Source organism: Levilactobacillus fuyuanensis, assembly GCF_003946395.1.
Taxonomy (GTDB): Bacteria; Bacillota; Bacilli; order Lactobacillales; family Lactobacillaceae; genus Levilactobacillus; species Levilactobacillus fuyuanensis.
In genome coordinates this window covers 111652-135492 of sequence record NZ_RHNZ01000007.1, presented here as the reverse complement: position 1 = coordinate 135492, position 23841 = coordinate 111652, and the positions used below count along the sequence as shown (strand labels likewise).

22 protein-coding genes are annotated in these 23841 nt (G+C 48.8%); 19 read left to right on the top strand and 3 right to left on the bottom strand.

Going from position 1 to position 23841, the window contains the following annotated elements; all coding sequences use genetic code 11:
- Nucleotides 1-76: 76 nt before the first annotated feature.
- The 5 genes from EKM73_RS05250 (at nt 77) to EKM73_RS05230 (ending at nt 5490) form a co-directional block, all read left to right on the top strand.
- Complete coding sequence (locus tag EKM73_RS05250) at nt 77-1279, top strand: NAD(P)/FAD-dependent oxidoreductase (RefSeq protein WP_125700929.1); 1203 nt, start codon at nt 77-79, stop codon at nt 1277-1279.
- An 86-nt stretch (nt 1280-1365) separates the two neighbouring features.
- The gene (locus EKM73_RS05245) at nt 1366-1890 is read left to right on the top strand and encodes a methylated-DNA--[protein]-cysteine S-methyltransferase (RefSeq protein ID WP_225421300.1); all 525 of its coding nucleotides are present in this window, start codon (nt 1366-1368) and stop codon (nt 1888-1890) included.
- Nucleotides 1891-2188: 298 nt separating this feature from the next.
- Complete coding sequence (locus tag EKM73_RS05240) at nt 2189-2755, top strand: TetR/AcrR family transcriptional regulator (protein ID WP_125700927.1); 567 nt, start codon at nt 2189-2191, stop codon at nt 2753-2755.
- A 292-nt stretch (nt 2756-3047) separates the two neighbouring features.
- On the top strand, nt 3048-4463 hold the full coding sequence (locus tag EKM73_RS05235; RefSeq protein WP_125700926.1) for an NAD-dependent succinate-semialdehyde dehydrogenase: 1416 nt from the start codon (nt 3048-3050) through the stop codon (nt 4461-4463).
- Nucleotides 4464-4740: 277 nt separating this feature from the next.
- The gene (locus EKM73_RS05230) at nt 4741-5490 is read left to right on the top strand and encodes a glucose 1-dehydrogenase (RefSeq protein WP_125700925.1); all 750 of its coding nucleotides are present in this window, start codon (nt 4741-4743) and stop codon (nt 5488-5490) included.
- A 74-nt stretch (nt 5491-5564) separates the two neighbouring features.
- Here EKM73_RS05230 and EKM73_RS05225 read toward each other — a convergent pair whose 3' ends face one another.
- Both EKM73_RS05225 and EKM73_RS05220 read right to left on the bottom strand, forming a co-directional pair.
- Complete coding sequence (locus EKM73_RS05225) at nt 5565-6107, bottom strand: GNAT family N-acetyltransferase (protein WP_225421299.1); 543 nt, start codon at nt 6105-6107, stop codon at nt 5565-5567.
- A gap of 140 nt (nt 6108-6247) precedes the next feature.
- Nucleotides 6248-7627 (bottom strand): Nramp family divalent metal transporter, encoded by a 1380-nt coding sequence (locus EKM73_RS05220; RefSeq protein WP_125700924.1) that lies wholly within the window; start codon nt 7625-7627, stop codon nt 6248-6250.
- Nucleotides 7628-8246: 619 nt separating this feature from the next.
- Between EKM73_RS05220 and EKM73_RS05215 the strand changes: the two genes are divergently transcribed.
- The 9 genes from EKM73_RS05215 to EKM73_RS05175 all read left to right on the top strand — a co-directional run bounded on the left by EKM73_RS05215 (nt 8247) and on the right by EKM73_RS05175 (nt 16806).
- Nucleotides 8247-9101, top strand: coding sequence for a DegV family protein (locus EKM73_RS05215; RefSeq protein ID WP_125700923.1), 855 nt, complete (start codon nt 8247-8249; stop codon nt 9099-9101).
- 977 nt (nt 9102-10078) lie between these two features.
- The gene (locus EKM73_RS05210) at nt 10079-10720 is read left to right on the top strand and encodes a VTT domain-containing protein (protein WP_125700922.1); all 642 of its coding nucleotides are present in this window, start codon (nt 10079-10081) and stop codon (nt 10718-10720) included.
- Nucleotides 10721-11175: 455 nt separating this feature from the next.
- The gene (locus EKM73_RS05205) at nt 11176-12396 is read left to right on the top strand and encodes an RNA-guided endonuclease InsQ/TnpB family protein (protein ID WP_125700921.1); all 1221 of its coding nucleotides are present in this window, start codon (nt 11176-11178) and stop codon (nt 12394-12396) included.
- 512 nt (nt 12397-12908) lie between these two features.
- Nucleotides 12909-14309, top strand: a complete 1401-nt coding sequence (locus EKM73_RS05200; RefSeq protein ID WP_125700920.1) for an FAD-dependent oxidoreductase — start codon at nt 12909-12911, stop codon at nt 14307-14309.
- A 171-nt stretch (nt 14310-14480) separates the two neighbouring features.
- Nucleotides 14481-14807 carry a thioredoxin gene (trxA, locus tag EKM73_RS05195; protein ID WP_020088913.1) on the top strand — a complete coding sequence of 109 codons (327 nt, stop codon included), beginning with the start codon at nt 14481-14483 and terminating at the stop codon, nt 14805-14807.
- Entirely contained in the window at nt 14807-15070 is a 264-nt protein-coding gene (locus EKM73_RS05190; RefSeq protein WP_125700919.1) for a metal-sensitive transcriptional regulator, read from the top strand. The genes trxA and EKM73_RS05190 overlap by 1 nt, the downstream gene beginning before the upstream one ends.
- A 72-nt stretch (nt 15071-15142) precedes the next feature.
- Nucleotides 15143-15538, top strand: coding sequence for a fluoride efflux transporter FluC (locus tag EKM73_RS05185; protein WP_125700918.1), 396 nt, complete (start codon nt 15143-15145; stop codon nt 15536-15538).
- Nucleotides 15535-15894 carry a fluoride efflux transporter FluC gene (locus EKM73_RS05180; RefSeq protein ID WP_225421298.1) on the top strand — a complete coding sequence of 120 codons (360 nt, stop codon included), beginning with the start codon at nt 15535-15537 and terminating at the stop codon, nt 15892-15894. The genes EKM73_RS05185 and EKM73_RS05180 overlap by 4 nt, the downstream gene beginning before the upstream one ends.
- 78 nt (nt 15895-15972) lie before the next feature.
- Nucleotides 15973-16806, top strand: a complete 834-nt coding sequence (locus tag EKM73_RS05175) for a DUF1129 domain-containing protein (protein ID WP_125700917.1) — start codon at nt 15973-15975, stop codon at nt 16804-16806.
- Between the two features lie 124 nt (nt 16807-16930).
- On the opposite strand, the gene EKM73_RS05170 is transcribed toward EKM73_RS05175, so the two are convergent.
- Nucleotides 16931-17929, bottom strand: a complete 999-nt coding sequence (locus tag EKM73_RS05170; RefSeq protein WP_125700916.1) for an LCP family glycopolymer transferase — start codon at nt 17927-17929, stop codon at nt 16931-16933.
- Between the two features lie 541 nt (nt 17930-18470).
- Between EKM73_RS05170 and EKM73_RS05160 the strand changes: the two genes are divergently transcribed.
- From EKM73_RS05160 to EKM73_RS05140, 5 genes are all read left to right on the top strand, one after another.
- Nucleotides 18471-18944: an S-ribosylhomocysteine lyase gene (locus EKM73_RS05160; protein ID WP_020088907.1), complete on the top strand. Its 474-nt coding sequence runs from the start codon at nt 18471-18473 to the stop codon at nt 18942-18944.
- A gap of 150 nt (nt 18945-19094) precedes the next feature.
- Nucleotides 19095-20195, top strand: coding sequence for a hypothetical protein (locus EKM73_RS05155; RefSeq protein ID WP_125700915.1), 1101 nt, complete (start codon nt 19095-19097; stop codon nt 20193-20195).
- 92 nt (nt 20196-20287) lie between these two features.
- Nucleotides 20288-21388: a hypothetical protein gene (locus EKM73_RS05150; protein ID WP_125700914.1), complete on the top strand. Its 1101-nt coding sequence runs from the start codon at nt 20288-20290 to the stop codon at nt 21386-21388.
- Nucleotides 21389-21540: 152 nt separating this feature from the next.
- Complete coding sequence (locus EKM73_RS05145; RefSeq protein WP_225421296.1) at nt 21541-22359, top strand: serine hydrolase; 819 nt, start codon at nt 21541-21543, stop codon at nt 22357-22359.
- Nucleotides 22360-22526: 167 nt separating this feature from the next.
- Nucleotides 22527-23804 carry a helix-turn-helix domain-containing protein gene (locus tag EKM73_RS05140; RefSeq protein WP_164508867.1) on the top strand — a complete coding sequence of 426 codons (1278 nt, stop codon included), beginning with the start codon at nt 22527-22529 and terminating at the stop codon, nt 23802-23804.
- Nucleotides 23805-23841: the final 37 nt, after the last annotated feature.

Genomic DNA, 23841 nt, shown 5'->3' with positions numbered 1-23841 from the left:
AACCGGTTTAATCAACGGAAGTGTTAACGAGCTAATCGTGAATTGGGAAACTACAGTAGAAAAGGGGTCGTTTACAATGGCAACGGTTTTAGTTCTAGGCGGTGGCTATGCAGGCATGCGGGCTATCAAGTTTTTACAACGTGAGGTTCCAAGCGACGATGAGATTATTTTGGTCGACAAGACGGGGACTCATGCAGAAAAAACCAATCTTCACGAGGTAGCGGCTGGAACAATTGCTCCGGAACGGATCACTTATGAGATCAACGATGTGATCGGTAGTCGGGTGGACTTCATTCAAGACAGTGTGACCAACGTTGATGTGGATCAGAAGCAAGTCACCCTGAAAAACCATGCGCCAATCACGTATGACTATTTAGTCTTGGCATTAGGGTTTCAGACCGAAACCTTTGGACTCAAGGGTGCTGAAGAGAATGCGCTACCGATGGATGACCTGAAGACTTCTGAGGCCGTCTACCGGCATATTGAGGATAAGGTCAAAGGGTACGCTCAGACGCAGGATCCTAACGACCTGACAGTGGCCGTCTGTGGGGCTGGTTTCACCGGAATCGAACTGTTAGGGGAGTTGACGCAGTCCCTGCCAAAACTCCAGACACGTTACAATACGCCAGAAATTAAGTTGGTCTGCCTGGAACGGTCGCCAGCCATTCTGCCGATGTTTGATAAATCATTGGCGGAATACGCGATGCGCTTCATGGCCAAGCACAATGTGGAAATGAAACTGGGATCGAATATCAAGGAAATCAAACCGGGCATCGTGGTTTATAGTGACAGTAACGATGAAGAACACGAACAGCCAGCTAACACCGTCGTTTGGACGGTCGGGGTCAGTGGCTCGCACGTCATTGCCGACTCGGGCTTTGAACAACGGCGGAACCGAATCGTCGTTCAGGATGATCTCTCACTTGAAGGCCATCCTGAAGTTTACGTAGTTGGGGACGTTGCAGCCGTCATGGATGCTGAAAGTAACCGGCCTTACCCAACGACCGCACAGATTGCGTTGGCCGCTGGTGCTCAGGCAGCTAAGAACATCGGTCTGCAACTGCGCGGCCACGAGACGCGACCGTTCGTCTACAAGTCAGTCGGCACAGTTGCTTCACTGAGTGACCGGGACGGTATTGGTGAAATCTTTAGCAATAAGCGGAAGGTTAAGGGCTATCCGGCATCTGCACTGAAGAAGGTTATTACTGACCGTTCCATCTTGGAGAGTGCCCACTTGAGCACCGTCTTCAGTAAGGGCCGGTTCGACCTATACCACTAAAAATTGGACAACTTGTAAAAAGCGAGTAGGCAATATTAGCCTACCCGCTTTTTTAATGCTAAAATAAGCAAAAAGGGTGATAAATGATGCGACAGAAGCAACTTATGACGCCATTGGGAGCGATTACAGTTGCCAGTGATGGCGATGCCCTTACTGGCCTGTGGTTTACCGACCAGCGTTATTACGGAAGCACGCTATCAACCGGCACGTCACTGGGAGATGCCCCAGTCTTTAGCGCGTTGGCAGATTGGCTGACGGCTTACTTTGACGGACAGCGGCCGACGGTGGATTTCCCGGTCCGACCGACTGGAACGGTGCTTCGTCAGGCTGTCTGGTCAGTGTTACGAACAATTCCATATGGCGAAGTTCGAACCTATAGTGAATTGGCAACATTGGTGACCCCGATGATCGGTCACAATCCTGGAGCCCGTGCCATGGGCAATGCGGTCGGTCATAACCCGATTAGTCTGGTGATTCCGTGTCATCGAATTGTGGGGCAAACGGGTGATTTAGTTGGTTACGCCGGTGGACTGACTCGGAAGAAATCACTGTTACGGCTCGAGGGAAGTCTGACAATGACGTCTGAGCGGGTAGTTCTCGAAAAAAATTAGGCATTTTTCAAAAAATTTACGGATTTCTTACCTATTGTGCACAAAAGTATCGTACAATGTATCGGTAGATATGCTATAATCAGTTTTGTCTAAAAACTAAATTGATAGTATTGTTGATAGGTGTAACTACATTAACAATGTACTGACATTTTTTCGCGAAAAGGGTTTCTTCTCACTAGAAGACGCGTATAATTTTAGTCAGCTTGGGATGTTAGTTAAGGTTACTAGCTTCCAGGGGGGATGCTAGTAACGCACAAAACATAAATAAAATGTTGTGTGAATGATTGGAGGTATCACGATGGCTGCATCGGAAACTAAGGAGCGAATTGCGGAGGCCTTGGCTTCGTTGTTGAACCACAATACGTTTGATAAGATTACAGTCCGTGAGATTGCGGACGAAGCGGAAGTTCACCGAAAGACGTTCTATTACTACTTTGCCGATAAATATGAATTGTTGAACTTTGTCTATCAACACTTTATCGTTGAAGCACCACGTCATGAACAACCCGTAGCTTTGACCTTAGAGAACTGGCGACCAGCAACGATTCAATTGTTGGAACGGATCGCTGATAATTCTAAGATTTTCCTGAATGCTTATCCCTATGACGATGGCGTTTGGCGTCAATCAATGAATGAATTTGTGGCTTCACGATTGTCAATTTTGCTCCACGCAATGCCCGAGTACCGTTACTTAAAGGAAGACGTGATCGACACGTCGGCAGAATTCATTGCTGCTGGCGCGTTGGGAATTATTAATAAGTGGGCGAGCGATAACTTTACCGCAAGTCCCCGGACGGTCCTCGATCAAATAACGACGGCTAACCGTCTGTTCAACGGGATTCTAGACCGTTGGAAGTTAAGTTAAAGTGTAAGGCCAAAATGGATGATGCAGACTGGGTTCGGCCAGTCTGGGTCATCCGTTTTTTTGCGACCAAACTGGGATTGGGTTTACATATTTTTTAATGCACAAGGTGAGGAACGATCGTGATGGAAACTGTCAATTGTGAAGTGACAAAATAAATGTGGATATTCACAAGCGAATCATGTCGAAATTATCACAATCCAAATGCTGGTATTTAGCCATTTGTGCGGGTATAGTATCTTTTGTAAAGGGCTACATTGTGAATGTGAAGAATTCCGACAGGAGGACGAACATTATGGCTTATCAAACGACCAATCCTTATACCAACGAGGTTGTCAAAACGTATGATGATGCAACGCCAGAGTACGTTGAGGAGAGCCTTGCTAAGGCGCAGGCTCTGTATAAAAAGTGGCGGAATGATCCGGTAGCCACCCGAATTCCCGTGTTACGTAGGCTCGCGCAACTCTTCAAAGACGAGACAGATAGTTTAGCCAAGGTATTGACCGTCGATATGGGTAAACTCTTTGTGGAAGCTCAAGGGGAAGTGTTGTTGTGTGCGGAAATCGCAGAATATTATGCGGACCACGCCGAGGAACTTCTGAAGCCGCGGGCCATCGACACGATTGCTGGTGACGCGCAACTGGAAAATCATCCACTAGGTGTCTTGATGGCAGTGGAACCGTGGAACTTCCCATATTACCAAATGATGCGGATTTTTGCCCCCAACTTTGCTGTTGGTGATCCGATCGTCTTCAAGCACGCAGCCATCACACCAGCTTCTGCACTAGCCTTTGAGGATGCTGTGCGGCGCGCCGGGGCTCCTGATGGGGCGTTGACCAATCTCTTCCTGTCCTATGATCAAGTCTCACAGGTAGTTGCCGACAAACGGGTCCAAGGGGTTGCCCTGACTGGTTCGGAACGTGGTGGGGTTGCGGTCGCCGAAGTTGCCGGCAAGTATTTGAAGAAGAATACGATGGAACTCGGTGGAACCGATGCGTTTATCGTGGCCCATGATGCCAATATGGCTGATGTAACGGCGATTGCACCGCGGGCACGGCTCTACAATGCGGGGCAAGTCTGCACGTCTTCCAAGCGGTTTATCGTCACCGAAAACAATTACGATGAGCTTCTAGCGGCGTTGAAGGATGCCTTCTCTAGTGTGAAGATGGGTGATCCCATGGACCCAGAAACCACGCTGGCACCGGTGAACTCAAAAAAAGCTAAGGAACATCTTCAGGCGCAAGTTGATATGGCCTTGGCTGGTGGCGCCACGGCTTACTACGTCCATGAATCGATTGACGACGAGGGTCAGTTCTTTATGCCAACCATCTTGACGGATATCTCCAAGGATAATCCGGCATACGGTAAGGAAATGTTTGGTCCCGTAGCTCAGGTCTACAAGGTTAAGGATGACGCCGAAGCCGTAGCGCTAGCCAACGACTCCGATTACGGCTTGGGTGGTATCGTCTTTGCCGGTAGTGCCGAATACGGAGCAGAATTGGCTTCTCAGATTGAGACCGGGATGGTCTTCGTCAACACCTTCTTCAGTTCTCTGCCAGAGTTGGAATTTGGTGGGGTGAAGAAATCTGGATTTGGTCGGGAACTTGGACAGACCGGGATTTCGAGCTTTGTTAATCAAGAGTTAGTGGTTAAGCGTGAACGGCCAAACGAAAATGAGTTTGGTGGGTTAGTCTTACCGCATAAATTTTAAATGAGTTTAGGGTCCGGGACAAAACCCCAGGCCCTTTTTTGTGCCATTTTATATGGTCGAAACGTGCGCCAAAAGGCAGCCGGCTCCGCTTAAAACTGATAACCAAACAATCCAAAATCGGGATTATTCGGTTATCAGCCTTAATGCTCGCCGGCTAAACACCTTTTGTCCCACTCTTTAGCAAATGCAGGGCCGCAATTATTCAGGCAAATAATTTTCTTCCGTTTACGTAATGTGATATTCTGAACAATAGTAAATGGTGAAAGGATGATTTAAGATGTCAGATCGTTTAAAGGGTAAAGTTGCGATTATTACCGGCGGGGTCGCTGGTATCGGATTAGGTATCGCTGAATGCTACGTTCGAGAGGGTGCCAAGGTCGTGGTTACCGCTAACCATAACGTTGATGGTGGTCACGCCGCCGTTGAAAAGTTTGGGGACGACGTGAGTCTCTTCGTCCAACAAGATGTTGCCAAGGAAGCGGATTGGCAGAAGGTTATCGACGCCACGATCGCCAAGTTTGGCAAGCTGGATATCTTAGTCAATAACGCTGGTATTGGTGGCGTCAATAGTGCCATTGAAGACCTCTCACTGGAAGACTGGCAGAAGGTCATCGATATTAACTTGACGGCCAACTTCTTGGGTGAAAAGGCCGGAATCAAAGCCATGCAAAAGACTAACGACGCCAAGGGGTCTATCATCAACGTGTCCTCCGTTGCCGGTCTGGTTGGGTTACCACTGGCGCCAGCCTACTCCGCAAGTAAGGGTGGGAGTCGACTATTAAGCCACGCCACGGCGCTGAACCTTGCCCAACGTGGGATCGACATCCGGGTCAACTCCGTTCATCCTGGCTGGATTGATACGGCGATCATTCCCGAAGCTGCTCGCGATGCCATCGTGAAGACGGTGCCGGTTGGTCATTTAGGCAAGCCACAAGATATTGGTGAAATCTGTGTCTACCTGGGGAGCGACGAATCTAGCTTCGCTAACGGGGCAGAATTCACGGTCGACGGTGGTCAACGCGCTTAAAGTATAAATTGAAATAGATTTGAAAAAGGGGAACCACGGCTTCGTGCGCAGTTCCCTTTTAAAATGCAATGAAATTAAGCCTCGAATTCGTCAACTAATTTTGAGTAAAACACGGCGTCATCATAGTTGCCGCTGGCTGTTAACAGGTGTTCTCGCAGAATACCGTCTTGATGGAACCCGCGGCGTTGGGCAACGGCGCGGCTGGCCGTATTGGCCGTGGCGATGATCAATTCTAGCTGGTGAAGGCCCAGTTGACTAAAAGCCACATCCTCGACAATGCCCAAGACGTGCGTCATAATCCCGCGGCCGCGGAAGTCTCGGCCCAGCCAGTAACCAATCTCAGCATGGCCGTCCTGAAAGTTATGGAGATCGATGGTTCCGGCCGGTCGATTGCCGACCCAGATGACCGCTAACCAGAATTGGTTGCTGGCGATACGTTCTTGGGAACGGAACAGGTAGGCCGCTTCATCTTCCACCGATTTGAGGCTGGCCGTGCGGGGCATCCACCGTGCCAAATTTTCACGGTCTGCATCGATTAGATCGAATAGGGCCGGGGCATCGGCGACCGCAGGGGTCATGAGATGGGTCCGCAGGGTTGTTAGAAAATTGGCTTTCACGGGAAACACCTCGCGATTCAAGAGATTAGGTGACTACGCGGATTGACTGAGTCACTGGAGCATAGATATAGATTTAGTTATACCCGCTGATTTCCCAAAAGTCAAAAAAACACCCGACCTTTGCAAGTCGAGTGTCAGTTCTAGGCGGTAATGCCCAGTGTATTTAGGATCAAGTAAATGTTTAGGATGATTAGGATGACGGCGATGATCCATCCCACGACCTTAGACCAGGTCTTGTTGACGAATTCACCCATCAGGTCCTTGTTACTGGTGAACAGCACCAGCGGAATCATGGCAAATGGTAACGCGATACTCAGGAAGACCTGCGATGATGTCAGCAACTCTTCAATCTTCGCTTCATTACCATGGTAGATGATGGCGAAGATGATAACTGGCGTCACGGAGAGTAACCGAGTCAGTAACCGTTGTGCCCAGAGTGGCATCTTCAGGTTGATGAACCCTTCCATGATGATCTGTCCAGCCAACGTCCCGGTAATGGTTGAACTTTGCCCGGAAGCTAACAGGGCTAACGCGAACAACATACTGAGAATTGGACTGGCGATGGCACCGACAACTTGGTTGTCACTCAAGGCGTTGAACAAGTCAACGAAGTGTCCCAGGTTACTGTTGGTACCGAAGAACAAGGCGGCCCCTAAGATCAGTAAGAGACTGTTGACGACAAACGCAATTGTTAACTGAATGTTGGAGTCAATCGTAGTGAACTTGATGGCCTTGGCAACACTTTTACGGTCGCTCCGGTCGAAGTTCCGCGTTTGTGAGATTGATGACCCCAGGTACAAATCATGGGGCATGACCGTCGCACCGACGATTCCTAAGGTCAGGTAGAGCATGCCGTGATTCGTCACGATGGCGCTGGAAGGGATGTACCCCTCTAACATCTGAGTGACTTCTGGCTTGGCGAGCACCACTTCGTATAAGAACACGAAGAGGATGACGGCAACCAGTGTGGCCACAATGGCCTCAATCTTACGGAAGCCCAACTTCATCAGAACCAACAAAATCAAAACGTCAGCGGCGGTGATAATCAGACCCACAATCAATGGGAAACCGAATAATAATTTTAAGGCAATCGCGGACCCGATAATTTCGGCAACATCCGTGGCCATAATGGCTAATTCAGTGATGATCCAGAGGAACAGTCCGGTCTTCTTACCGGTACGTTCTCGCGTCAATTGCGCGAGATCCTTACCCGTAACAATCCCCAACCGTGCCGACATGGCTTGTAGCAACATGGCAACCAGACTGGATAACAGAACAACGGTCAGCAGCGCGTATTTGTACTGCGCACCACCGGCGATTGACGTGATCCAGTTCCCGGGGTCCATATACCCCACGGCGATTAACGCACCGGGGCCTGTATAGGCCATTAAGGTTCTCCAGAATCCTGCGTTTTGCGGCACTTCAACGGTACCGTTGACTTCGTCGAGACTCTTCTGGTTAGAACCAGTGGATCCAATCATATGGTGCTTAGACTTTGGGTCGGTTTCATGATTTTTCATAAAATCCCTCTTTTCTATTGGCTTAGAAATTCAGGTAGTCAAGTGACTTCTGTCTTTCCTGGTAAGTACGTGGTCGGAACCAGTAATAGATGGTGCAAATAAGAGCAAAATCGGAAAACTGATGTCGATCACTCACTTCATTTCCAAACGTAAGTATAGGCTATCTGACCGCAATGTCAACCTTACCGGGCTGAAGTTTTGGTTCTCCAAAAAAATATTTGTATAAGTAGAAGGCTTTTTCTTGTCAGAGTAAAAATGGCGTAAAAGCACGTGCTTTGCAGGAACTGTAACAGCGTGGTGCCGGTTTCATGGTTGCAGTGATTGACTGTGTGAAGTGTTATTCAAAGTGTTCGTGTCTCTCGAAACCAAGAGAGGCTGCGAGCGTTGGCCTAATGACAGAATTAGTTTGAGCTTAATTTTAACAGAAAAAAATTTTTTTCAGCTACGTTTAAGTTACACGCAAAATAACTTTTCTGCTGGCTTAACGGATGCAAGTTTAGGGCTTAGTAAGGGTACATATGGAACTAACAGCAGATGACCTAGTTTCCAAAACTAGATAATTGCGTTATAATAACGAATATTATCCAAGAACGATACTAGGAGAAACGAGGTAACACCCATGCCACAAGAGAAAATTGCAATTTTAGTGGACTCATGTTCTGACGTTCCGGCGGCTGTTCTGGAAGCGGCAGACATGGCCCTGATGCCAATGAACGTTATTTTTCGGGACCGCGCTTACGAGGATCGGGTGACGATTACGCCAGCCGAATTCTACCGGCGGCAGGCGACTGAGAAGGCGACGACGGCGAGTCCCACGGGGAAGCATATTATGGAAGCTCTGGAGCGGATTCAGGCGTCCGGCTATACCCACGTCATCGCCGTCTGCATTTCGGCAGGCCTTTCTGGAACGTATCAGGAGACACAACTGCTGGCCGCTGACACGGAGTTGACGGTCCATGTGGTCAATACCCGAAGTGTGGGGATTGGCAGTGGTTTTGCGGCCATTTACGCCGCATCTCTGCGATCTGCTGGGAAGTCGTTTCAGGAGATCGTAGATGAGGTGGAACGGGTGACAGCGCAGACGAAGGTCTTCTTCTATGTGCCATCCCTGAAATACCTGCAGGCGGGTGGTCGGATCGGTAAGGTTGCCGGGATGGCCGGAACATTACTAAATGTGAAGCCCATTATTTCTTGTGATGAAGAGGGGATCTACTACCCAATCGCCAAGGTTCGCGGTGAAAAGCGAACGATTACGAAGTTGCTGGCGTTGGTCAATGATGCCATTGGCGATGCTAAGCGGGTTAACGTCGCCGTCTGTGACGGCGTGAACCCGGAGCTGCGGGCATCAGTCCTTGAAAAATTAAAAGCCGCCCATCCCAACGTTCTGGAATGGTATGCCGGTGACGTGTCACCAGCACTAGGTGTCCATACTGGTCCAGGCTTGATTGGCGTCGGCGTGCAGGTGCTGGATTAGGCGGTCCCCACAGCGGCAGAATTCCTGGCAGCCGCAGGCGACAAGGCGCGAACATTGTGCACCGCACCGCACAAAAAAAGCCACGATATTAAGGCTATCGCGGCTTGAGGGGGGATACGAGCAGAATATAGATACTTTGGGGGAGTGCTACTTGCTGCTCGTAAAAAGAGTAATAAGAATTTGGTACAACCCAGCTAGTAACATCCGTAGTTACTAACTTGCTTGTAGTGTAACGCCTTGACCTCTCAGGTGCAATTGATTGGTTCCATAAATTTACTAATAATAGGGTTATCCCTTGTGCCATAACACTTTTGGGCGTTTATTGGTCAGCGGCCGAAAAATTAAATAACTGAAATAATCGTCTTACACAAAAATAATTTCATGCTGTTAAAGATGGTAATGACAACGTTTTGCGACCCTAATGACTGAGTGGGTCGTTTTTTATTTCGGGCGAAAGTGCCTGACTTTCTGCAAATAATCCGTATAATAGAGAGACGAATAGTAATGACGACAGATGGCGACACTTTTACTGGTTTGAGGGGACCACGTAACTAAGTGGCCGGCTAACTGGAGATCAATAAGCAAGCAGTACGGTTAGTGTAAGTGGTCTATACTTTTGACATTTTGTTGGATAGATAAGCGATAGCCACCTGTTAATTGTTTATACGGCACATACGGCAATCGTAATAGTAGCGGCAACGGTTTGTCATTTGCGGGCAGTTATTAAAGTCGCTAGCTATTTTGACTGGGACGGTCACGATGGCAATTGACTCGTAATTTTTCTGACTTTCCGTTGCTTTTAGAGTCAATCTGGCTGTTAAATGTACGGATGATGTAGGACGTCCTTACCGCATAAGGTGATGGTAATCCGATTGTTCGTCTGATAAATGGCAACTCCAAAGGACTTAAATCTTGTAAAATCATGGGTCATGAGTCGTTTCATGGCCAAGCATCAGTAAGACAAAGGGAGCTTCCGTATGACGTTTTTATTGGAAATTTGGGATATGATTTGGCATCCATTGAGTGTGTTGGTACCTCTGACCAATCAGTTGGGCACAGGTATCTATCCGGTATTATTCTTCTTGATCTTCTTGGAATCAGGAATGCTGATCTTCTCCTTCATTCCGGGACAATCGCTATTGTTTATGGTGGGGTCGATCTCAGCTGATCCAGGGTCCCGGCTGAATATTTGGCTGCTGGTGTTGATGTTTACGATGGCGGCAACTTTGGGTTCGGCGATTAAGTATCTGACGACGTTACGTTGGCACAATACCCAGGATAAATTGATTGAACGGCTACCGGGAGAAAAGGTTGCAGAGGCAACAGCGGCTTTCAACCGTAATCAGGATCAAACCATGCTGGTTGGGCGGTTTATCCCCTTCGTCGGCTTGTTTGTACCGATCATGGCCGGTACGGCAGAGATGACTTGGCGGCAATTTCGATTCTATAACTTGCTGGGGAGTCTCCTGTGGGTCGGTAGCTGTTGTGCAGTCGGTTACTTTTTTGGGAATACGCCATTCGTTAGAGATAATTTTACTTGGTTGTTCATTGCCCTACTGGCGATTCCATTCTTAGGACAGCGGGCCTTACAATATATTAAAGCAAAACGCGCGAGCTAAGAGCTCACGCGTTTTTTTGCATAGAAAAAGTCCCGAGTAACATGCGGATTACTCGGGACCTTATTTAGGAATCTGTTAATAAATCACTTGTTTTGGGGGGAGTGCATCTATAGACAGTGATTCCTATCATCTATCACAGTGCTTAAGGTCAGAACGTATCACGAACTAACTGTAGTCATGATAAGCGCTGGGTAGGTTGTTCGCAAGCAAAATGTGACGATTACAATAAAGTGGTTAGAAAAGTACAACAACCATTAGTAGGGTGTCTTAAATATGGGAGAAACTCGTCATCGTATCAGTTCATGCCAATCCCCTATTTATAATAAACTAAGCAGAAAACCGGCGATTTTAATCGCGGGATGAATGCCAGAATTTAATAATCTTTTTTCAAACGTACGTTCCCCTAAAAAGGCTAAACATGGTATACTTAATCCAATTTACAGGGGAGGTATCCATTGGTTAAATTAGGGCGAACAATTAAACTGAGACTCTATCCGGACACTGATCAAGCAGAACAATTTCTAGCGATGAGCAAGGAGTACCAACGATTAGCTAATATTGTCAGTCAATGGATTTTTGACCATGAGTTTCAGTTAAGTTGGTTAAAAATCAATCACCATCTGTACAAAACTTTTAGACAAGAATCGGAGCTCAATAGCCAGATGATTCAGTCTGTTTTTCGGACAGTCTCAGCTCGCTACAAGACTGTTCAAGAGCAAATGAGACAACATCCTTACCGCTACAAGAACGAAGAAAATAGATGGATTCAAGTTCCTAGAGATCTGACCTGGTTGGTAAAACCAATCCATTTTCGTCGGCCACAAGCAGACTTGGTTCGTCAGAGTAACTATTCTTTTGCAGATGGATTGAGAAGAGTTTCGATAACCACTCTGGGCAAACGGACTAAGTTGAATTTCACCGACAAAGGGTTCGAAAAATACTTCATTGACGACTGGAAACTCGGTACCGCCAAGTTGGTCCGCAATCGGGGGAAGTGGTTTTTGCACATTGGCATCACGAAAGAAGTTAGTGATTTCGATACTAAGGATAATCCTCAAATTGTAGGTATTGACCGCGGATTACGCTTCCTAGCAACTGCCTTTGATAGTAAGGGAAAGACCCTATTCTTTAACGGTCAAAAAATATTACGCAGGCGGAAGAAGTTCCTAGAAATCCGGCGACAACTACAAAGTAAAGGCACCAAGTCTGCTAAGAGAAAACTGAAACGACTAGCTCAACGAGAGAACCGCTGGATGTCCGATGTGAATCACCGGATAGCTAAGACACTTGTTGTACTATACGGCTCGCATACGGTTTTTGTTTTGGAAGACTTGACCAATGTGACGTTCAACACGGATGACCTACCTAAGTCTTTACGTAATAGTCATCGTTCTTGGTCCTTTTTCCAGCTAGAATTGTTCCTAACATACAAGGCTCAGGCTATTCAAAGTGTTGTTGTGAAAGTCAATCCGGCTTTTACCTCACAGCGCTGTCCCAAATGTGGACTGGTTGAGAAAGCCAACCGGCATCACGATACTCACCAGTATTGGTGTACCCAATGCCAGTATCGTTGCAATGATGACCGATTAGGAGCCATGAATATTAAAATACTTGGCCAAGATTGGTTGAGCGGTGTCAAACACCCAAAGATTAAGAAGCTAACAACTGCTGGGTAAACCTGGTAGTTAAACGGGTAGCCGTCAATTACCCGATGGATGTTGCCACTTATGAGTAGGAGTGCCTTAACGGGCGTGATGGACTACTGTGTCGTAAGACACGTGAGCGACAAGCCCCTGAATTTATTCAGGGACAATTGACAGCGTGATAAAGGTTCTAGAGTTGCTACTGAATTTTAATGGTAAGCGGTTTAGACTGCTTATTTTAAAAAGGGATAATATGAGTTACGATATCGATGATTGGGAAAACCCGAACAAACTAGTAAAATTAACGAAATGGCGAATAAGCCCACATATCGTTGTGAAACAGCGCTTACTTGTGTAGATAATTATGATGATTATATAAGTAAAACGGTAGGAAAATAAGTGCAAATTGCACTTTACCCCGTCATTTATCCTGAAATGTGAGACTTTAAGCTATTATCCTCTGTTTTCCGAGACGAAGTCATTTATCTTTCGCTAACTTTCAAGTAGACTGTCGGTAGAATCGTTTTTCATGTAGGAGGGTAAACATGAAAGTCATCATTGTTGGTAGTACACATGCTGGCACAAATGCAGCATTACAAATTTTACGGGATCATCCGGAAACTGAAGTGACTATTTACGAACGGCATACGACTGTTTCGTTCCTGTCTTGCGGGATTTCTTTGTTCCTTGACGGTCAAGTTAAGCACCTTGAAGATATGTTCTATTCTTCACCTGAAGCGTTAGTTAAGGCTGGCGCAAAGGTCTTGACGCGCCGCAATGTTATTAAGATCGATTCAGAAACCAAGTCCCTTGAAATTGTGGACATGGATACTGGGGACGTGTCCACTGATACTTATGATAAGTTAATCATGGCGACCGGGTCGACTGTGACCGTGCCACCAATCTTCGGGATCGACGAAGAAAAGGTTTTAATGTGTAAGAATTATGATCAAGCCATTGCTATTGATAAAGCAGCCAAAGGTAACAAGCGAATCGCAATCATTGGGGCCGGCTATATTGGGACGGAGCTTGCTGAAAGTTACGCGCGGACTGGTCACGATGTTCAGTTGATTCAGTCACGGGATATTATTTTAAATCACTACGTCGACAAGGAATTCTCCGATCATGTCGTTAGCATCTTGGAAGACCATGGTGTTAAGGTCATGCTGAATAGCCGGGTCACGTCGTTTACCGGTGATGAAAATGGCCAACTGGTGATTGAATCCACGAATGGTGATTTCACGGCCGACTTAGCCGTTGTCTGCACTGGGTTCGTACCTAACACTGAGTTGTTACGGGGCCAGGTCGATATGGACCGTCATGGTGCCATTATCATTAACGATTACATTCAGACGTCCAATCCAGACATCTTTGCTTGTGGGGATGCCAGTGTAGTTAACTTCAACCCAACAGGCAAGCCAGCTTACACGCCACTCGCCACAAACGCCGTTCGGCAAGGGATGCTGGCCGGAATCAATATCTTCGGTAACATCCAGAAATACATGGGGACGCAAGCCACGTCAGCCATGAACATCTTCGGTCGGACCTTAGCTTCAACCGGTCTGACGATTGATCACGCTTTGCGGGCGGGGATGGACGCCGATCAAGTAACCTTCCAAGGCACTTGGCGGCCAGATTACATGCCATCGACTGATGATTTGACGATTAACTTGGTCTACAACCGGGAGAATCGGCGGGTCTTAGGTGCCCAGTTTATTAGTAAGCATGAAGTTGCGCAGTCGGCTAATGCCATTTCAATTGCGATTCAAAATCGCAACACGATTGATGATTTGGCCTTCATCGACATGCTGTTCAATCCGAACTTTGACGCCCCATTTAACTACTTGAACATTGTGGCTCAGATGGCGGTTGAAAAGGAAACGAAACGCGGGAATAACCATCCACGGTTGACGGCCGGGATGAGTGAAGATTCAGAGAACGTTTAATTAAAAAACGATTCTAGCAAGGCTTGGCGCGAGGGCGCTGAGCCTTGTTTGTGTCTACGAGACGGTACCGATCTTTGGAAATTAGACAACTGACAAGCAAAAGACTAGTCAAAAGATACCTATGGGGGTATACTAAGACCACTAATTAATTTTGAAGAGGAGTTGCTAAGCATGCAAGCCATTACAAGTAAGGATTTTGAACATATTGGTGATGATACTGCCGTGACGGTCGTTGATTTTTGGGCCGACTGGTGTGGGCCATGTAAGATGCAGACGCCAGTTCTTGAGGACCTCGATAAGGATTATGGTGATCAAGTGAAATTTGCCTCGCTCGATGTCGATAAGAACCAGGACCTTGCACAATCCCTTGGGATCATGAGCATTCCGTCATTGGTCATCTTCAAGAATGGGATGCCAACGGAAAAGGTTGTCGGTTTTCATCCCAAGTCAGCTTTGAAGAAGTACATCGATGAAAAGCTCACTGAGGTGACGGCCTAATGGTACAAACGACGTCGAACCAACTCAAAAACCGGCTGCGGCGCGCTGACGGACAACTCCAAGGGATTCTAAAGATGGTCGATGAGGGGCGTGAATGCAAGGATATTCTGACCCAATTGGCCGCCGTTCGTTCTGGTGTGGAACGGATGATGGGAGTGGTTGTCGCCGAAAACGTCAAGCAATGTATTGTTGAAGAACAACTCGATGAGACGCAACAAGCCGAGTTGCAGGATGCCTTAGATTTAGTTGTTAAAACGCATTGATCCGGAAGTCGCCAATTATGGCGGCTTTTTTGGTATAATCGGAAGATACTATTTGAGAGGTGGCCCGGAGCAATGGCCAATATTTTTGCAATTGTCTTGTGTGCGTTTATCGGTGGCGGTGGGCGCTACCTGCTAGGGGCCGTACTTCCCGTGACCGCTGGCTTTCCCTGGGCCACAGTCCTGGTTAACCTGTTGGGGAGTGGTCTGTTGGCTTGGTTATCTCACGCGGAAACGGTGACGGTCAAATGGCCCAGCGCGGTGACCGTTGGGGTAGGTATCGGCGGTCTTGGCGCGTTCACAACCTTCTCCACGTTTAGTCTGGATCTAGAACGACTCCTGATTCAGCAAGCGTGGGGAATTGCGGGGCTCTATGTGGGGATTACCCTGATTGGTGGTTTGCTACTTAGCTGGCTCGGTGTCTGGAGTGCGCGGCGTTGGTGGGCCTTTCCTGTGGTGGAAGAATTATGATGGCCGCAGTGGCCGGCGTCGGTGCGGCGATTGGCGCACTGGGGCGGTACGGCACAACGCGGTTGATTCAGCGGTGGCTGGGGAACCATTGGCCGGTAGCGACCATAGCCATTAACTGGCTCGGAAGCTTTCTACTCGGCGGTCTGACCGGCTGGCAATTTGATCGGCCACTGACCGTGTTACTGGGAACCGGCATCCTCGGTGGCTTCACAACCTTCTCTACCTTCAGCCATGAGGTGGTCATGTTAGCCGACCAGCGGCGTTTTGGTACTGCATTAGGGTATTTAGTCCTGAGTGTCGGTGGTGGGCTGTTACTGGCTGCCAGTGGGCTCTGGTGTGGCCTGCATTTCCGCTAAACGGTAGAAATCAGTGGCGTTTTACTGGAAACTTCCCTATTATGGAAACAGAATGTTTTTTCGAAGGGAGTGGCAATCGTGGCGCGAATCGCAACGATTATTAAACGAAATGCCGCGATGCGGGAGCAACTCAACACGGTCAATCAGGCCTACTGGAGTCAACTGGTCAGGCATTTACGGGAACAATCAAAGTATGCGGCGGATGAAACGTTACTTCAACGGGATTTGGCGGACCTTTTAACGGAGATCTTGGCCGCCCAGAAAAATGGGCAATCGGCCGAAGATTATCTTAGTGGCGGTCCGGCAACGGTGGCGATCGCGATGGGCAAGTTGGTCAAGCAACGTCCGTGGTGGAAAACCTGGGATGCCCTGGTGCCACTACTGGTCTTCACTCTGGGCACGATTCTACCAACCGTGATTCTACCGGCGGTACCGCTACAAATGCTGTTAGTGGCCGTGCAGTATGGCCTCTTTATCCTCGCGATGGGCCTGGGCCTCTGGCTGACACAACGGTTTACGGCTCGGGGACGGTTGATTGGCTGGTTAGTCATTATTGTGGGCTTACTAGCTGCTATGGGCATCGCTGCCCGAACGGTTCCGGTGCACGGCCTGGTCTACCTGACGCGGGTTGGTGGGAGTATTACCCTATTAATCTTCGCCATAGCCATCACTGGTCTGGCTTGGTGGCAGAATCGGCAGCATCCCAACTCTTGGTTGCCTGCTGTTTTGGGTAGCCTGTGGATCACCACGCTGCTGGCTTTGCTCGCGCGGATGCCGGCAACGTCTGGACTAATGGTTACCGGTGCTGGTAACTTCCTGATTGGTCTAGGAACCTTACTGGGAGATGCCAGCGTGCTGATTATTGGCTGGCGCATCTGGCAGGCTCGACAACAAAAGTCAGACGAATCTTAGGCTACGCTTAGTGAGGATTCAAAAATTGAAGAGAATTTGAAAATACGCTTCTGAAGGAATTGGCGACAACCTCTTCAGAAGCGTATTTTACATGCATGAAATCAGTTATGAGTGGCGTACGCTTTTAGAATCCAAGCGGATCAAGAGCGTCCGTTTGAAAGCTGGTGGTTGCGGGTAGGTCTAACGCCCGTCGCAAGTTCGTTGAGACCTTAGCGACCTCACTCTGCGGGGCAATCTGGTAATCGATACCGTTGAGTGTGGCGTTTTCGCCCTGAAGCGTTTGGGATTTGATGTGTCGGCTAGTGTGACCGTCCTTGGCTCGGAGCCACATGAGGTCGTTGAAGGTCAGATTGGTTTGGAGATTGCTGCTCAGTGAGTCTAGGACAGACTGGTAGCGGGTCAATGAGCTGATACTGGCTTCCTTGAGGACCAAGGCCTTAATGATCTGCCGTTGCCGGGCCTGGCGACCGTAGTCACCAAGAGGGTCCTGGTCACGCATCCGTGAGTAGGCGAGGGCGCTGGCACCATTCAGATGAATCTTATGACCCTTGACCACGTTAGCCTGCTCGTAGTGAAAGGTCAGTAGGGGATCGACGGTGACACCACCGACTGCGTTAATCATTTTCTTCAGGCCACCCATGTTCAGCAGGACGTAATAGCTGATGGGAATATTGACGAGGTGCTCCACAGTTTTGATAGTCGTCTTGGCGCCATAGAGGGGATAGGCGGCGTTGATTTTTTCCTCATCCTGTTGACTCCCGTAGATATCGACCAGGGTGTCGCGGGGGATGCTGGTCAGTTTGGCTGTCTGCTTTTTAGGATTGATGGTCGCGACAATCATAGTGTCGGTCCGACCCACGTCATGCCGTCCCAGAGCGCCGGTATCGGTGCCCAACAGCAAGATGGCAAAGGGTTTGCCGCTGGTCAGAGCGGTATTCGTTGGTTTGAGACCATCGGCACGGTAGGTCTGCGAAAAGGTGGCTTGAGCCGCGTGCCAAGCGCGCCAGCCATAGATGCCGCCACCGAAGGCCAGGAGGCTACAAAGTGCTAGTAGCCACCGTCGTAAGCGATGGTGACGAGACGTGAAGGTCCGACGACGTGGTGGTAAAGGTGTATTTTCCATGATGATTCCTCCCCTGAATCTCTTAATCCGCAACCCAGTATAGCTAGGTTTGGCAACGATGGCGAAGGGAACGCCCAGTTTTGATATTTTCTTAGGTAACTTTAGAAAACTGAAAGGGAAACTTAATCAGGGTGTGGTGCTACGGGGTGAGAAAAAGCAGAGAGTGTGATGATAGGAGAGCTTCTTTGAGCGATGTTATTTCGCGAATGTTAGTGGTACTGGGAGAATACAGGCAGCTTTTCAATAATGAAAGTTATCTAAGCCGGAGGAGGTCGGAAATGTAGCCAGCCGTGACGATGACCTTAGCTGACGGTTTTGGTCAGGTTAGGTCATGGGACGAGCTTGGAGCCGTCTGAATTTTGACGGCTTCAAGTCGAGGTTCAAGACCGCTCCTCAGGCTTGGACCGGTCCCCACAGCAGGCGGAATTTCTGACAGCCGCAGGCGACAAGTTTTGTTATTAGTAAATTAGTAGCAACTGTCGGGGCGGTTGGTGTACAGTAAGGAAGTACACATATTTTTAACAAGGGAGTTGGCACAATAATGGCAAAAGTTGAAAGTTTTACGTTAGATCACACCGCTGTTAAAGCACCTTACGTTCGTTTGATTACCCGTGAAACGGGGACGAAGGGTGACGTTATCTCGAATTTTGATTTACGGTTAGTTCAACCCAACACCAATGCAATTCCGACGGCCGGGTTACATACGATTGAACACTTGTTAGCGGGCTACCTCCGCGACGAAATGGACGGCGTCATTGACTGTTCACCATTCGGTTGCCGGACTGGGTTCCACTTGATTACCTGGGGTGAACAATCCACCGAAGAAGTTGCCAAGGCTTTGAAGGCTGCCCTTCACCGAATCGCATTTGATACGGAATGGAAGGATGTTCAAGGGACTGACAAATACAGTTGTGGGAACTACCGCGACCACAGCCTCTTCTCCGCTAAGGAATGGAGCAAGGATATCCTCGACAAGGGGATTTCTAAGGACCCATTCAAGCGCGAAGTTATTTAGGTTAACTAAGTTTGATATTGACAGGCACGTGACCATTTTAGATGGGCACGTGTTTTTTTCGGGGTAAATACTGAAATTCTGGGGGAGAACGGCTTATACTTAAGGTGGTTGATTGTTTTTGAAGTCTTATTTTGGGGAAAAGAGATTTTTATGCTTAATTGGAAACATATTACTTTGTTCTTTGTCATTGGTCTTTTCTTAGGGGCGTTGGGCTTATTACCAAGCACTTCCGCAGCGGCCTATCACGTCGTTCATCAGCACTCTAGCGCGTTAAGCGTCGGTCGACTCCGAGCCATTAATGATAGTGCCGTGCATTATGTGAAGGTGCCTAAGAGCTATCGACATGCCCCCAACCTCCATCGTGGAAATGTGATCAGGCAAGCGCGGGGGGCCAGCATCACCTTTAAGACGCGTTATCTGTTGCCGTATCCTGGCTATCGTCATCAGGCTTGGGGTAATCCGCAGAGTGTCGCGGCAACTGGTCGCTATCTTTACGTGGTGTATTGCCCAACAGCTTGGCATAATCGTGGCCGTATTGTCCGGTATGACGTGTCGGTTTTACAGAAGCTTCACGTGACGCCGCAGCAAGTCCAGCGAACCTATCAGTCGGGGACAGGTCAATCACGTGCCATTCGACACGCCATCAAGGTTGGTCCAGCATTTGTAACGGGACACGGGCAGTCCTTGGCCTATAACTGGCACGATCATCAGCTCTATATGTGGTGTGACAAGGAAAAGGCGCCCCGGGTGCCGGCCAATAAGGATGGTTACATTAGTCAGATTAGTGGTAGCCAGCTGAAGCCCGTTCACCAGGTGCGGTTCCGGTTGAAGCACGGGCACTTCGCGGTGGCGGGCGGCCACGTCTTAACGTTTGATAAATACGGGAATGCCTACTTCTGGACGCGGCCGACTACGCATCATGTTTATATTTATAAGGGGCGGGTCTCGAGTCGTCATGTGAAGTTTCGGTTGACCCGTCAGGTCTTGCAACACGGTCCTGGGACGCGGGTCCAGAGTATGGGGTATAATCCGCGCACGGGCCAGCTCTATCTGGTGGCCGACGACTCCATCGCTAAGTTACCGGCTAAAAAGTTAAATGGCAAGGGTCACCTTACCAAGCACAATGTGACCTGGAATAAATTCTCTTCGCGGCGGGAGTTTGAGGGCCTGGCGTTTGCGCACAATGGCCAGGCCTATCTGCTCACCAACCATAACCCTGAGATTCTAACCGGTAACCGTTCCAATTGGTAGCTAGTAAGTTGAGTGAGTAATAAAAATGGTTTGAGCCCCCAGTTTTTCCTAGTCGACTTATACTGGCTGGAAAGATTGGGGGGTAATGGATTATGCGAAAAATTCATTTATGGGGAGCATTACTCGTAAGTCTTATCTGGGGCGTCTCAGCAACGGTGCCGGCCCACGCCATGACCACCGTGGATCAACGCGCGGCAGCGTTGGCGACACCGGCTAAGTTACGTCCACTCGATGACAGTCAGGTTCATTTTGTCCCGGTACCCAGCAGTTATGCGCAGGCCGCCAACCTTCACGGCACCAACACGATTGCCAGTGATCAGGGATCGGCAGTGACTTTTACCACGAAATACCTGCTACCCACGCCAGGCTACCAGGGGGAAGCCTGGGGTGATCCACAGAGTATGGCCGTGGTGGGGCATTATCTTTACGTTGTCTACTGTCCGACGGCTTGGCACAACCGTGGTCGTATCGTTCGGTTTAATATGAGTCGGTTGGCTAGCCTAAAGGCAACACCACAGCAGATTCAGCGGGTCTACACGATTGCGGCTAACCTGTCGGCGAAGGAAAAGCAAATACGTACGGCAATTAAGGTGGGGCCAGCCTTCGTGACCGGTCATGGCCAATCGTTGGCGTATGATTGGAAGACCCATCAGCTTTACATGTGGTGCGACCGTGAATCGGCGCCGCGGGTACCCGTTAGTCAATATGGCTACCTCCAGCAGTTGAGTGCCAGCACGTTGGCGCCAGTCCATCGGATTCGTTTCCGCTTGCGGGCGGGGGACTTCGCGGTTCCCGGCGGCCACGTGTTAGCGTTTGATCATCGAGGACGCGCCTACTTTTGGACTCGGCCAAATCCCACGGACGTCTACATTTACCAGGGGCGCGTCGGGCGGCATCACGTTGATTTCCGATTGACCAGTCAGGTCCTGAAGCATGGACCTGGGACCTGTGTCCAGAGCATGGCATTCAATCCCAACAATGATCGCCTGTATCTGGTGGCCGACGAGTCAATTGCCAGCCTGCCAGTGGCTAAGCTGGCTGGTCGTGGTCACTTGACCGATCAGGATGTGAAGTGGACACATTTTGCCTCTAAGCGCGAATTTGAGGGCTTGAGCTTTGGCGGAAATGGGCAAGCTTACCTGCTGAGCAACCACCAACCGGAAGTTTTGGCGGGGAATGCATTGGATTGGTAAATTTTGAAAAGCTAAAATGAATAGCTAGTAGTGTCCTCCATGAGATTCAGTCGGAAAGACTGGTCTCACGGAGGACGATTTTTTGTGGGCTATTTCTTTCTTCGGGTTAGGCGTAAAATATGACGTAATTAATAGTTAATGAGGCGGTACATATGCAATATTGGAAAATGATGTTGGCGGTAGTGGTGGGTTGCGGAGTATTTAGTGGGGTAGTGACGACTGCACAAGCGACGACGGCCGGTCACGAGCAGGTGGCGATTAAGAAGGTAATCAAACGTGACATGCGACCGGTTCATGGGCGGTGGTCCGTCAAGGTCACGCGGCTCGGACAACGGCCACTAGCGGTGACAACGGGAAATAAAAAGATTCAGGGGCAGCGGTCGGCCAGTACGATTAAAGTTTACGTCATGCTGACGGTGTTTCAGCGGGTGCAGGCCCACCATTTAAAGCTGACGAAGGCGGTCAAGGCGGATCTGGGACGGATGATTCACAACTCAGATAATGCCGCGACCAATCGCTTGATTCATCGACTGGGGGGCTTTAAGTGCGTCAATCAGACAATGAAGACCTATGGCTTTAAGCATTCCCATCTGCGTCGCTATATGATGGATACACGGGCCTTGCAGCGAGGGCATGACAATTACACGTCGGTCAATGATCTTACGCGCTTTTTAACGTTGGTCAGTCAGCATAAATTATTGGGGAAGACCTATGATAATAAGATGATGACCCTACTCCACCATTGCAAGAATCACTCGAAATTGCCAAAATTGGTGAAGCATGCGGCGGTCTACAACAAGACTGGTGAATTTCCGGCCAAAGGGGTGCAGAATGACGCGAGTCTCTTTAGGACGAAACACGGTACCTATACCATTGTTGTCATGGCTCAGCAGGGTAACCAGGCACAACAGTATCGCGCAATGAATCGGTTAGGTCGCGACACTGTGAAGTATCTAGAGAATCATCGTTAATAGCTGTATGAGGGTTCAGGGGCAGTCACCCTGGACCTTTTTGCGTCCAGTTATATATTAATTTATGCAATAGCTTTAATAATTAATTTTATAAAGCATATCAGTGGCTTTTGAGAAAATAATCCGGTAAGCTGGAAATAATCAAAATTCTGAAACGGGGGATGATGGTGACGGCTAGGATTGTTTTCGCGGAACGGCGGGCGCTGGATAAGCTCCCGCAGGAGAATCACTTTGTCTATATCGTCGATTATCCCATTTGTCAGGTCGATCAGTCTGGGCAGTTACTGGTGGCGAAGAATTACGCTAGCTGGGGAGAAATCACGCAGATTACAATCGACGAACACCAGCGGTTTGTGATTGCGTCGACTTCAGGGCATTCACTCACGCTGGGCGCTAAGAAGATTGTCAATTATGATACTGACGCAGAGACTTTGAGTGTGACGGCATTACTAAAGGCGAATGGCTACAGCCTGCCCGTGACGACTGCTCAGCCGATAACTGATGCATTTAAGGCGCAATTGGCGGCAGTCTTTCCGACGATTGAAACGCTCACCGAGATTCCAGAAAAATACGCGGTGATCGACTGTGAATTTGGTGTTCTTTTTGAGACTCAACGGCAGGGAGATAGTATCGTGCAACGTCGGACCACAGTTTATGGTGAAAAAGCGGGGATCTTTCAGTTGGCAGTACTGGGATATGCGGGGAATCAGGCATTAGATCTATTTTTCAATCACTACTTGGACAATCCTAATTTTTCAGCTGAGATTAAACTGCGAGGGCTCAAGGAGACAAAGTTAACCTTGGTTGCGTATGAGTTACAGACGGACCCGGTGACCGTGTTGAAGACCTTTATCCACGAAGTTCTAGCCCGGCGATTACCCCTAGTCTTTTGGGACAAGAGTAATGACCTTCGCTTGCTCCAGCACACACTGGCTGTTAACTTTGACGCGTTCTCCACATCGGAACAGGAACTACTAGGAGCGAAACTAGCGGTGTTTGACGGTAGTATTTACACGAATCAGGTCATTAATCGCAGTAACCATCGGAAGAAGGACACGCATCACTATTTGCCATTGAATGGCGTGGCAGGACTCCTGAATATCTTCAATCCGCACCAGCACAATGCACTCTGGGATGCGCAAACCACGCATTGCGTGGTCAATGCCTTGGCTAAGATTCAACAAACGGAGCCTCTAGTTTTGACACGTCCCCAGGCAGGTATCCGGGTAGAACCGGTAGAGAAGATCACGGGAGAGCAGCCTCAGCTAGACGGTCAGCAGCTGAAACCTTCGCAGCCGCAGATGTTGGTGCCTACGCCCGCAACGTTCTGCCAACTACGAACGAGTGGCAAGACCTATCGGGAGATTGCCCAGCGATTTGGTGTCAGCACCAGTACCGTCTGGCGGGCTGTAAAACGGCAGACAAAAAGCGCCATTACCAATTGAATTGGCAATGACGCTTCATAATTAAAGCTTAAAGTCG